Source organism: Cognatishimia sp. (assembly GCF_964229375.1).
Lineage (GTDB): Bacteria > Pseudomonadota > Alphaproteobacteria > Rhodobacterales > Rhodobacteraceae > Cognatishimia.
In genome coordinates, this window is sequence record NZ_CAXREH010000042.1 from 1 (window position 1) to 11,596 (window position 11,596).

Annotated in this window: 9 protein-coding genes; 5 read left to right on the plus strand and 4 right to left on the minus strand. The window is 57.4% G+C overall.

Annotation, left to right across the window (positions count from 1 at the left end):
* From ACEQWH_RS03220 to ACEQWH_RS03240, 5 genes are all read left to right on the plus strand, one after another.
* The coding region (locus tag ACEQWH_RS03220; RefSeq protein WP_370228273.1) for a multicopper oxidase domain-containing protein at nucleotides 1-1,015 on the plus strand (1,015 nt) is incomplete at its 5' end.
* Nucleotides 1,016-1,329: 314 nt separating this feature from the next.
* Nucleotides 1,330-3,153: an ABC transporter ATP-binding protein gene (locus ACEQWH_RS03225; protein WP_370228274.1), complete on the plus strand. Its 1,824-nt coding sequence runs from the start codon at nucleotides 1,330-1,332 to the stop codon at nucleotides 3,151-3,153.
* A 228-nt stretch (nucleotides 3,154-3,381) separates the two neighbouring features.
* The gene (locus ACEQWH_RS03230; RefSeq protein WP_370228275.1) at nucleotides 3,382-4,557 is read left to right on the plus strand and encodes a Gfo/Idh/MocA family protein; all 1,176 of its coding nucleotides are present in this window, start codon (nucleotides 3,382-3,384) and stop codon (nucleotides 4,555-4,557) included.
* Nucleotides 4,558-4,567: 10 nt separating this feature from the next.
* Nucleotides 4,568-6,661, plus strand: a complete 2,094-nt coding sequence (locus tag ACEQWH_RS03235; RefSeq protein WP_370228276.1) for an FAD-binding protein — start codon at nucleotides 4,568-4,570, stop codon at nucleotides 6,659-6,661.
* Nucleotides 6,658-7,599 (plus strand): sugar kinase, encoded by a 942-nt coding sequence (locus tag ACEQWH_RS03240; protein WP_370228277.1) that lies wholly within the window; start codon nucleotides 6,658-6,660, stop codon nucleotides 7,597-7,599. The genes ACEQWH_RS03235 and ACEQWH_RS03240 overlap by 4 nt, the downstream gene beginning before the upstream one ends.
* 45 nt (nucleotides 7,600-7,644) lie before the next feature.
* On the opposite strand, the gene ACEQWH_RS03245 is transcribed toward ACEQWH_RS03240, so the two are convergent.
* The 4 genes from ACEQWH_RS03245 to ACEQWH_RS03260 form a co-directional block, all read right to left on the minus strand.
* A complete protein-coding gene (locus tag ACEQWH_RS03245; protein WP_370228278.1) occupies nucleotides 7,645-8,658 on the minus strand; it encodes a LacI family DNA-binding transcriptional regulator in 1,014 nt (337 codons plus the stop codon).
* 54 nt (nucleotides 8,659-8,712) lie between these two features.
* Nucleotides 8,713-9,024: a Dabb family protein gene (locus ACEQWH_RS03250; RefSeq protein WP_370228279.1), complete on the minus strand. Its 312-nt coding sequence runs from the start codon at nucleotides 9,022-9,024 to the stop codon at nucleotides 8,713-8,715.
* Nucleotides 9,021-10,616, minus strand: a complete 1,596-nt coding sequence (locus ACEQWH_RS03255) for a GMC family oxidoreductase (protein ID WP_370228280.1) — start codon at nucleotides 10,614-10,616, stop codon at nucleotides 9,021-9,023. Before ACEQWH_RS03255 ends, ACEQWH_RS03250 begins: the two co-directional genes overlap by 4 nt.
* 26 nt (nucleotides 10,617-10,642) lie before the next feature.
* Nucleotides 10,643-11,596, minus strand: a 954-nt coding sequence (locus ACEQWH_RS03260; RefSeq protein WP_370228281.1) for a GMC oxidoreductase, incomplete at its 5' end; no start/stop codon positions are given.

Below are 11,596 nucleotides of genomic sequence, written 5' to 3' on the forward strand. Positions count from 1 at the left end.
GACCTATAAGGGGCTGGCGGGCGTGATGCTGATCGAAGACGACGCGAGTATGTCGGCAGATCTGCCCAAAACCTATGGCGTGGATGATTTTACCTTGATCCTTCAGGATAAGACCTTCGATGCCGCGGGACGTATGAGTTACGAGCTGACCGCCGAAGTGTTCGAAGACGGCTTTCAGGGCGACGCGATGGTCGTCAACGGTGCGATTGCGCCGGTGATCCAAACCGTGCCCACAGGCCTTGTGCGGCTGCGTATTCTGAACGCCTGCAACGCCCGATTCCTTGAGTTGTCGATGGCCACGAGCCCGATCACGGTGATCGCGTCTGATGGCGGATTTCTGGCCAGCCCGGTCGAGACACCCTCGGTTCTGATGTCGCCAGGCGAGCGTTACGAAATCTTGGTGGACATGGGCACCGCCGACACCAACACGCTGAACGTCAATATGGATGGCGGCGGAGGTTTCTTTGCCGGGCTGTTTGGCGGCAATGCCAAAATAGCGGCGCTGACGTTGACGCGTACATCCGAAACAGGTTTCGCAGGAGCCATGCCCCAACGGTTGGCCAACCTGTCGCCTGCCGATCCGTCGAGCGCAACCACGACGCGCGCGTTTGAATTGCAGATGGACGTGGGCGCAGACCTCGCGGCTTTGGCTTTGGCCTGGGACAACGTCTGCGGCAATGTGGGTGCCATGGCCATCAATGGGTTGCCGATGAAAATGGACCGCATCGATGAAACCGTGCGCAAAGGCGACACAGAGATCTGGCGGATCTCTGTCGACGATATGCTGCACCCGTTCCACATCCACGGATGCTCATTCCGCATCCTCAGCCAAAGCGGTGCAGAGCCCCCCGCCTATGCGCAAGGATGGAAAGATATGGTGCATGTCGAAGAGGGCTGGTCCGATGTCTTGGTGCAATTCAACCATGATGCCCCAAGTGATGCGCCCTACATGTATCACTGCCACATTCTGGAACATGAAGACTGCGGCATGATGGGTCAGTTTACGGTGTCGTAAGCAGACCATCGGTTGCGCGGCCTTATCCCAAAAGTATTGCCGATATGATTTTGAGCCGCGGCGAACCATTTCGCCGCGCGCGCTCTGCGTCACCCCCCTAAAATCCGCAAATTCAACGCACATCGATGAAGTCAGGAAAAAAAGACCTGACAAGTCGTCGATCTTCGCGTACCAAAACGTCAGAACATGCTTGGAGGAGCAAAGATGTATCAAATCAGGACCCTACCCCCCCGCGTTTAGTCGGTCCTGTTTGGGTTGGCTGATCGCCAACTTTCGCATCTTTACCAGTTCCTTTTCGCCCTATGGAGGGCACCATGTTTCGATACTTCGAAGATCTCTTGAACCCCTTTGCCCGCGTCGGCAACGCGACTCCGTCATCACAGCTGTGGGGCTATATCAAAGAACAACTCAAGCCGTTTCACAAATGGCTGCCATGGATCGCGCTGACCAGTTTCATTGTCGCCGTCATGGAAAGCGGGCTGGTGTTCTATTCCGGCCGCCTGATCGACTTGATGACCGAGGCGGGTCCGTCCTCGTTCTGGAAGACGCATAAAGTCGAGGTCATTGCGGTGGCTTTGTTCATCCTGTTCCTGCGGCCCGTGCTGATTGCATTCAACCGCCTGTTTCTGGAACAAACTTTGGCGTCGAACATGCAGGCACAGGCGCAATGGCGTGCCCATAAACACCTGCTGGGGCAATCCACCGGGTTCTTTCAGAATGATTTCGCCGGACGTCTCAGCAACCGTGTCATGCAAATGGGGCCAGCACTGGAAGACAGTGTTTATATGGCCTTCGAAGGCATTTGGTATTCGCTGACCTATGTGATCGGGGCCACGCTGGTTCTGTCGCAGATCGATTGGCGTCTGGGCTTCCCGCTTGCCATCTGGCTTGTGCTTTACATCGCCTATGTGCGCAGCATCGCCATTCGTGTGGCATCGGCCTCGGAAAAATGGTCCGATGCCCGCTCGCTGGTGACCGGGCGCGTGGTGGATGCCTATACCAATATCGAGACCGTCAAACTCTTTGCCCATGGTGAAAAAGAAGAGAGATACGCCCTGTCATCGATGCGGCGTCTGCGTCTGAGGTTTCAACGGTTTTTGCGTCTGATGACGGAACTGTCCTTTGGCATGAACGCTTTAAACGGCATTTTGATGGTCGGTGTGCTTGGGCCTGCGGTTTGGCTTTGGATGCACAATCTGGTCAGCATTGGCGAAGTTGCCGCCGCAAGTGCTCTGGTCATTCGATTGAATGGCATGACCGGCTGGATCATGTGGGTGACGATCCGTTTGTTTGAACATGCAGGCGTCATGCGCGAAGGGCTGCGGTCAATCGCGGTGGATCAGGATGTGGTCGACCAGCCAGATGCGCGGGATTTGACTGTGACACAGGCCAACATCGAGATCCGCGACCTCAGCCATCACTATGGCAAAGGTCACGGCGGTTTGGATCGCGTGTCGCTGTCGATTCCAGCGGGCCAGAAAGTGGGTCTAGTCGGGCGGTCCGGCGCAGGGAAGTCCAGCCTTGTGAATCTGTTGCTAAGGTTCCGCGATGCAGAAAGCGGCGATATCCTGATTGACGGCCAACCGATTTCGGCCGTGACCCAAGACAGCCTGCGCCGCCAGATTGGGATGGTCACGCAAGACAGCTCGTTGCTGCACCGGTCCGTGCGCGCCAATATTCTCTATGGCAAACCCGACGCCACCGAGGACGAAATGATCACCGCGGCACGGCTGGCCGAGGCGCATGACTTTATCGGAGACTTGTCTGATCCAAAGGGGCGCACCGGCTATAATGCGCATGTGGGTGAGCGTGGGGTGAAATTGTCCGGCGGGCAACGTCAGCGGATCGCAATCGCGCGGGTGATCCTGAAAGACGCCCCGATCCTTGTTCTGGACGAGGCGACTTCGGCGCTGGACAGCGTGGCAGAAGCGGCCATTCAGAAAACCCTCTATGGCATGATGGAGGGCAAAACCGTGATCGCCATTGCGCACCGCCTGTCCACCATCGCGCAGATGGACCGGATCGTGGTGCTGGACAACGGCCGCGTTGTCGAAGACGGCACACATGACGGGTTGATCCAAGCGGGCGGCACCTATGCCGAGCTTTGGGCACGCCAGTCAGGCGGGTTCATCGGCTAGCGTTTCAATCTGGGACAGGGCGGGCGTTTTATCACAACCGCCTTGTCCCGATCGCGCTTGCGCCTTTGCTGTTTTCCTATCCGTGACCGTACATCTTTCGCTCCAAACTCGGTTTCCCACGCCCCTCTAATCAAAAGAGCTTGACCCCGGCGGGTTCCCTATTTAGACACCAATTGGAACGTTCCAGTAATTTCTAGTAGAACCTGAGTGAACCCCATGGAGAGCAATATGAACAGCAAAGTCAGTGTGGCAATTTTGGGCGCGTCGGGCTGGATGGGCAAAACGCACACCATGGCCTATCAGAGCTTCCCGCACTTTTTCGGCACGTCAGAGGGCGTGGCGTCTGTGGATATGCTGGTGACCGACGATCTGTCTGACCAAGAGACGCTGGCGCAGAATGCACCGGGGGCCCGCATTGTCGCAGACTGGAAGCAGGCGGTCGAGGATCCATCTATCGATCTTGTTGATATCTGCCTGCCAGACCACCTGCACTATCCCGTAGCAAAAGCGGCTCTGCTCGCAGGCAAGCACGTCTTTTGCGAAAAGCCACTGGCGGACACCGCAGCCGAGGCGCGTGAATTGGCCGATATTGCCGCGCAAAAGGGCGTCGTGACCCGCGTTGGGCATGCGTTTCCGCGCAACCCCGTGCATCATATGGCGAAAGAGATGATCCAGGCCGGCGAGATTGGTGAAATCAAGCTGTTTAAGGCCTGTCAGCACATCGACATGTATGGCGATCCCCTGGTGCCGTATATGTGGCGCGCCAACGGAGATCTGGCCCCCACCGGCATCATCGGAGACACCGGCAGCCACGTCTTCAGCTTTATGGAATTTCTCGTGGGTCCGGTGAAACGGTTGATTGCTGACAATTTTGTCGTCACCCCCAAACGCCCCGTGGTCGACGGTCTGGGGTTTGGCGAAGTTCCTAAGCTGACAGGCGGCGAAGACTGGGCCGATATCACCAATCCGGATGGCTCTAACGTCATGTGTCAGTTCGCCAATGGCGCACGCGGGCTTGTCGACTTTAGCCGCGTGGCGACCGGTCGCAAGTTCATGCAGTCCTACGAGGTCTATGGAACCAAGGGCAGCCTGGTTTACACCTATGACGAAGTGAACCGCCTGCGGTTTTATTCAAACGAGGATGCAGTCGGTCGTCGCGGGTTCCGTGAAATCGATGTGGGCCCGGAAAACGAAACCTATAAGGCATTCCTGCCGCTTCCAAACTTTGCACTGGGCTATAACGAGAGCAAAATCATCGAAGCCTATGAAGTCATCAAATCCGTCGCCACAAAAACACCCATGTGGCCGACGTTTGAGACCGGACACCATATTTGCCAGATCGTTGACGCCTGCATGACCTCGTCCAACGAGGAACGCTGGGTCGATATTCCACAGTCTAACTGAGGGTCCAGACATGTCCAATCCCGTGCCACAGCACATTCTGGATGAGCTGACGGATGTCGTCATGCCAAAGCTGCCGCCTGAACCGGACTTTCAGGATCACCTGAAGGTTGGCGATTATCGGGTGCCCGTTTTGGCCAGCGACAGCTTGGTCGTCGGCAGTGGCGCGGCAGGTCTGCGCGCTGCGGTCGAGTTGAAACGGCGCGGCATTGATGTCGCGATCCTCAGCCAAAGCGCATGGGGTGGCACGTCGGCCTGCTCGGGATCGGACAAGCAGACCCTGCATACCGCGAACACCGCTGACAGTGGCGACAATTATCTGGATATGGCCCGCGCGCTGCGTGCCGGTGGCGCGATGGACGAAGACACGGCCTATATCGAGGCGGTCGGCTCACCCAGAGCGATGGCGTCGTTGCAGTATCTGGGTCTGCCCCTGCCCCAAGACCAACTTGGCGGCACACTAAGGTACCAGACAGATCACGACGAAACCGGTCGCGCCACCAGCTGCGGGCCGCGCACCTCGCGCCTGATGGTGCAAGTATTGGCGAAAGAAGCGCTGCGGCTGAATGTGCCTTTCTTTAATCTGACCACCGCCGTGAAGCTCATCACAGAGGGCGCGGATGACGGGCAGAAAATCACTGGTGTTCTGGCCATTCGCGCCAAAGACCAATCGCCTGAAAATCCCTATGGCTTGGTTCTGTTTCGCTGCAACAAGCTGGTGATTGCAGCGGGAGGACCGGGCGAGCTTTATCGGGACAGCGTGTTTCCAAATGGCTGTTTCGGCTCGCTTGGTCTGGCGCTTGAGGCGGGGTTGGAATTGGTCAACCTGACCGAAAGCCAGTTCGGCATCGGCACCCGTCGCGAAGGGTTTCCTTGGAACCTCTCGGGCACCTATGTGCAGGTTATTCCCCACATCTACTCCCTAGACGCCGAAGGGCGCGAGCATCACTTTTTGGCGGACTATTACCGCACGACCCAGGAAATGGCCTCGAATGTGTTTCGCAAGGGCTATCAATGGCCGTTCCATGCGACGCGTATGCTGGATTTCGGGTCAAGCCTTGTCGATCTGGCGATCTTTCGCGAAAGCCAAAAAGGTCGTCGGGTCTTTCTGGACTTTAATCGCAACATCCTTCCGGTTCCCGGCGACGAGGCGTTCAGCCTGTCGCGGTTGGACGATGACGTGCATCAATACCTGAAAGATGCGAACGCGGACCAAGATCTGCCGATTGACCGCCTAAAGCACATGAACCCGCTCGCGATCGAATTGTATCGCCGCTACAAAGTGGACATCGCCAAAGAGCCGCTCGAATTTGCTGTGAACAACCAACATATGAACGGCGGCATTGCTGTTGATATCTGGGGTCGCACGAATATCGCAGGGATCTATGCCATTGGCGAGGCCGCTGGCACCCATGGTGTCACCCGTCCCGGCGGCTCGGCGCTGAATGCGGGACAAGTCTTTGGCACCCGTGTCGCCGAACAAATCGGCGCAATTGGCAATACGCCCATTGATGCGGCCAACAGTTTGGCACCGTTTGAGCGCGCCACGTCAGAATTGCTGGCGTCTTTGAAAACCGAAGGCGGGCTGGATGCTAAAGACGTACGCAAAGCTGTTCAGGCGCGCATGAGCGATTTCGCGGGCATCCTGTGCACCGCAGCAGAGGTCAAACAGGCCTTACAAGACGCACAGGCCTTGGTGCAGCAGGTCGACGCGCAGGGCATCGCCATATCGCGCGCCAGCGAGGCCGCGCGGGCGGTGCAATGGCGACAGATGGCATTGGCCTCTCATGCCGTTCTGACCGCCTTGGATGCCTATATTGCGGCGGGTGGCGGCAGTCGCGGCGCGCGTGCCATTTGTGATCGCGATGGAACGGGATTGCCGCATGATGCCAAGGGGCCATTGGAAGATTATCGTTTCAGGATGGAACGGTCAGAGGACAAATCAAACCAAATCTTGATCAGGCAGGATGCATCCGGCCTCCATGTCTCTGAACGGCCAAACCGCACATTTAACGAAGACGAGAAACCCGTGTTCGAGCGGGACTGGCCAGCTTGGTTGACCTCGGCCATCCACGACATTCCCGCCAACCCTAAGGACAAGCCATGATTTCCCACCCCCTGCGCGCTTTGGCGATCGGCGAAGCGATGATTGAAATGGCCCCTATCGAGGACGGTGTTTATCGCCGTGGATTTGCGGGCGATACGTTCAACACCGCATGGCATATGGCACAATTGCTCGGCCACCAAAACGACGTAGGGTTTGTCAGCGCCGTTGGCACGGACGCATCGTCGGACGCCTTTGTAAACCTACTGGGCGACGACGGTCTTGATGCGGCCTGCATTGCACGTGTTCCCGACAAGGCAATGGGGCTTTACATGATCGACCTCGACGGGGTCGAGCGCAGCTTTCAATACTGGCGCAGCGACTCCGCCGCGCGGCAACTGGCGTCCAACACGTCGTGGCTGAGCGGGCAGATCAAGGGGGCGGGGCTGATCCACTTGTCAGGCATCTCGATTGCGATCCTGCCGCCTGCGCAGCGCGAAGATCTGCTGGAAACCCTGCTTACAGCGCAACAAAACGGGGCCTTGATCTCTTTTGATCCGAACCTGCGACCAGCGCTTTGGACCTCTCTTTTGGAAATCCAGGCCACGATGGTGCCCTTCCTGAAACTCGCAGACATTTGCCTGCCCAGTTTTGACGACGAAGCCTATGCCTGGGGCGATAAAAGCCCCGCTGACACGATCAAACGGCTTAGCGCGCTAGGCGTGCAAGAAGTGGTCGTCAAGAACGGCGCATCGTCGCTGGACGCACTGATCGACGGCACGACATATTCAATGCCCACCCCGTCGGTTACAGACATCGTGGACACCACAGGGGCAGGCGATGCGTTCAATGCAGGATTTCTAGTGGGCAAGATCTGCAATCTTGGCGCAGAAGCGTCTTTGCAGTTCGGCCAACGCATGGCGGCTGAGGTCATCAAGCACTATGGCGCACGTATCCCGAAAGACCGGGCGCGCGAGTTGTCACCAATCAAGGCAGCCTAACAGGTTTAGTTCCGCATTTTCAGAATGCGCAAACCGTTAAGGCGTCTATCGCAATGCGGTGTCGCTGGATTGTCTGCGTATCAACTCGACCTTGGTGCGTTCGACACGCGCTGGGGCCACGCCTTTTTCAAGCCAGTTGAGAATAGACGCTGACGCATGCTGGCCAATCGCAGCAATGTCGCAGCTGACGGAACTCAGCGAGGGATAGGTTTCTGCGGCATCTTCGATGTTGTCAAAGCCGACAAGAAGGATGTCTTTGCCAATGCAACGCCCGACTTCGTTGCTGCCAGACAGCAAGCCCAGCGCGACAAGGTCGTTAAAACACACCACCGCATCCACATCTGGATAGTCTTGCATAAGGGTGCGCGCTGTTTCGCGGCCAAACTGACGCGAGGCCTGACCCGTTATAACCACAGGTTCCTGCCCAGCCTGCCGTAAAACCTCGATACAGCCAGACATACGCTCTTCGGTGACCGAGCGCCCTTCGAGCCCCCCCACAAAAGCCACCCGCTGCGCGCCTTGTTGCAGAAGATGCTCTGCAGCCAGTCGGCTGCCGCTGGAGTAGTCCGGCGCAATGAAAGGGAAATGGTCGGTGCGCTCATCCACACGTCTGAGCAACTGCAGCGCGGGCAAACCGGCGCGCTCGACCGCATCAAAGGTCGATCTTGTTTCGCCATAGGCGGGGCAGATGATCAGGGCGGACACGCCATGTTCGATCATGGAATTGACCACCTGATCCTGCAATGCCGGATCTTCGTCGGTATTGGCCATGACCGTCGCATAGTTCTGCTGCGCCAGCGCCATCTGCAGCGAGGTCGCGAACTCTGCAAAGAACGGGTTGCGCAGATCGTTGATGACCAAGCCGATCAAGCCCGCGTTTGAACTGCGCATATTGGCGGCAGAGCGGTTATAGACATAGCCCAGCTCTTTCATCGCCTGACGCACAGCATCGCGGGTTTCTTCGCGCACTGTGCTGCTGTTGCGCAGGACAAGGCTGACCGTCGACTTCGACACATTGGCTTTCTTAGCGACATCAATGATGGTCGGCTTTCGTGTCATGGTCAGATCGATCCTTGTCCTTACGCTTGGCGTTGCCCGTTGTTAAAGGGCTGCCTAGGCGATGGGAAGATCAAAGACCAAAATACCGTCAATGCCACCGATCGCATTCGCCACCAGCTGCGCGCCAAGCGCTTTGTGGTCTGGATGATCCTGATAGGCCTGAAGCGCGTCCCAATCGGTAAAATCCACAACGAAGCCATGCATGTAGCCACGCTCGATTTGCTCAGGGCTTTCACTGCGGCCTGCGGTGATCGACAGCACGCCGTCAAGCTTGTCTTTGATGTTGTGCAGCTCGGCGAAAATTTCGGCGATGCGGGCTTCGGTGGTTTGTGGGTTGAATTTCACAAGTACGATGTGACGTATCATTTTGTCTCCATGGAATGGTCGGCTTTGATCATATCAGCGGCTTTTTCGCCGATCATAATCGCCGCTGCGTTGGTGTTTGAGGAAATCACGGTTGGCATGATCGAGTTGTCAACGACCCGCAGACCCTCGAGCCCGTTGAACTTCAGGCGCAGATCGACGACCGCGCCGTCATCCACACCCATGCGACACGTGCCTGCGCAATGGTGCGAAGTCTTGGAATGTTCTGAGATAAAGTTGAAGTAATCCTCGTCCGTGCGGACATCAGGGCCGGGCAAACGTTCGGCCAGAATGTATTTCTTCAACGGCGACTGTGACAGGATTTCCTGCGTCAGTTTCAAACCGCGAATGGACATTTCCCGATCCAGCGGATCCTGCAGATAGTTGGGATCGATCAGTGGCGCTTTGGCGGGATCGCTGCTTTGCAATCGCACAGATCCCCGAGATCTGGGCCGCAGATAGCAAGAATTCAACGTGACACCGCCTTGCGGCATGGCCGCAACGCCGTGCTCGATACCAGTGCCAAGCCCGAGGTGGAACTGAATGTCTGGCGACCGCGCATCGGGATCGGCATACCAAAACCCGCCCGTTTCAAACAGCGACGACGCAACAGGGCCTTTGCGCGCAACCAAATACTGCAGACCGGCCCAAGCCGCCCACAATGGTTTGGCATAGCGATCATAACTGAACGGCCCGTTCAGCTCGCTGATGCAGTAAAGATCAAGGTGGTCCTGAAGGTTCTCGCCGATTTCGGGTTGGTCATAGACCACATCAATCCCAAGGGACGCAAGGTGATCTGCAGGCCCGATGCCGGACAACTGAAGAAGGCGCGGAGACCCAATGGCACCGCCGCACAAGAGCACTTCTTTGTCGGCAATGATCTCGGTGCCGTCAGTCAGAGCAACCCCCTGAACACGCCCCGCCTTGGTCATCAGCCGCCGCACCTGAGCGCCGGTTTTGACCGTCAGATTGGGGCGCCCCCGGTTGGGCGCGACATAGGCCATCGCTGCCGAAGACCTGCGTGTGTTGCGTTGCGTCAGCTGGTAATAGCAAACGCCATCCTGCTTTTCGCCGTTGATGTCCATGTTGCGGGGAATGCCCACGTCGGCGGCCGCATCAAAATAGGCTTCGCAGATGGGCAGAGGTGCTGAAGGTTGGCTGACCCCAAGCGGACCACCTTTGCCGTGATAGGCATTGTCATAGGTATCGTTGTCTTCCGCCTTTTTGAAATAGGGCAGCACGTCGTCATAGCCCCAGCCCTGACAACCCATCTGTTGCCAGTCGTCATAGTCTTGGGCATTGCCGCGGGTATAGATCTGAGCGTTGATGGCTGACCCGCCACCCAGAACCTTGCCCTGCGTATAGCGAAAGACTTTGTTTTGCATGTGCTTTTGCGGAACCGTATCCCAGCCCCAGGATCCGATCCCCTTGGTCATTTTCGCAAAGCCCGCTGGCACGTGATAAAGTGGATGCAGGTCGCGTCCACCCGCCTCTAGCAGCAAGACCTGCGCGCTGGGGTCTTCTGACAGACGTCCGGCCAGAACCGATCCGGCGGCCCCACCGCCAATGATGATGAAATCATACCCTTTGCTCATGGTATCGTCCTTTGGTGCCCCCTGCCCTACGCAGCGAAGCGAGTTTCTTGAATGTGTTCTGCAGACCGCAAAGCAAGGGCTGCGATCGTCAATGCTGGATTCACGGCCGCCGAGGTTGGCAGAACCGATGCGTCCGTGATGAAGAGGTTCTCGACATCATGGCTTTGGCAGTAGCTGTTCACAACACTTTGGGTTGGGTCATCCCCCATGCGCGCGGTGCCGCATTGATGCGACGGCGTGCGTCGGTCAAAGGGGCGCGACATGACGACGGGATGCCCCGCTTTGCGCAGGTCGCGCTTGAGTTTGGCTACCAATGCCTCATGCGCATCCCAGTTTGAGCGTTTCCAATCCAGCTTGATGTGATCTCCGGCCAATGTGACGCGGCTTTCCGGATTGGGCAGATCTTCGGACATCGCATAAAGATCAACCGAGCGATCCGCGATCCAACGCGCAAGCACCCCTGGCAAAGGCGCGTTGGACTGCAAAATCGTCCCCGAAATTTTGCCCAAAAGCTGAATATTGCCCAGCGGTTCACCATTGGGGCCACCGGTCAGGTAATAGTCGTTCATCATCAGTGTTTTCTGATACACCGCCCGGTTTCGGCGGAACGGATGCAAGGCCAGCACAGCAGAACAGTTGTGGTTCATAAAGTTACGCCCCACCTGATCTGACCGATTTGCCACGCCGGTTGGCGCGCCGTCGTGCGCAGACCGAAGCAACAGTGCCGCCGTTTGAACAGCACCTGCCGCCAGAACGATAGTCGGGGCGCTCAGAACTTCGCCAGACGCAAGGGTCAGGCCCGTGACTTTTCGATCCTTCATGATCAGACGCCCGACATTGGCCCCTGTGCGCAGCGTGACGTTCTCATGGGCCAGCGCCGCTTTCAGCGCGGCATTCTCTGCGTCCAGCTTGCCACCCATCGTGTCGGGAAACGCATCCCAAGGTGTCTTGCCACCCGCCATCCATCGGTCAATGTCCAC

What these genes read in the sequence shown, in the direction of transcription:
- ACEQWH_RS03225 (WP_370228274.1), top strand. Translation starts at nt 1,330, where the DNA reads ATGTTTCGATACTTCGAAGATCTCTTGAACCCCTTTGCCCGCGTCGGC.
- ACEQWH_RS03230 (WP_370228275.1), top strand. Translation starts at nt 3,382, where the DNA reads ATGAACAGCAAAGTCAGTGTGGCAATTTTGGGCGCGTCGGGCTGGATG.
- ACEQWH_RS03245 (WP_370228278.1), bottom strand. Translation starts at nt 8,658, where the DNA reads ATGACACGAAAGCCGACCATCATTGATGTCGCTAAGAAAGCCAATGTG.
- ACEQWH_RS03240 (WP_370228277.1), top strand. Translation starts at nt 6,658, where the DNA reads ATGATTTCCCACCCCCTGCGCGCTTTGGCGATCGGCGAAGCGATGATT.
- ACEQWH_RS03255 (WP_370228280.1), bottom strand. Translation starts at nt 10,616, where the DNA reads ATGAGCAAAGGGTATGATTTCATCATCATTGGCGGTGGGGCCGCCGGA.
- ACEQWH_RS03235 (WP_370228276.1), top strand. Translation starts at nt 4,568, where the DNA reads ATGTCCAATCCCGTGCCACAGCACATTCTGGATGAGCTGACGGATGTC.
- ACEQWH_RS03250 (WP_370228279.1), bottom strand. Translation starts at nt 9,024, where the DNA reads ATGATACGTCACATCGTACTTGTGAAATTCAACCCACAAACCACCGAA.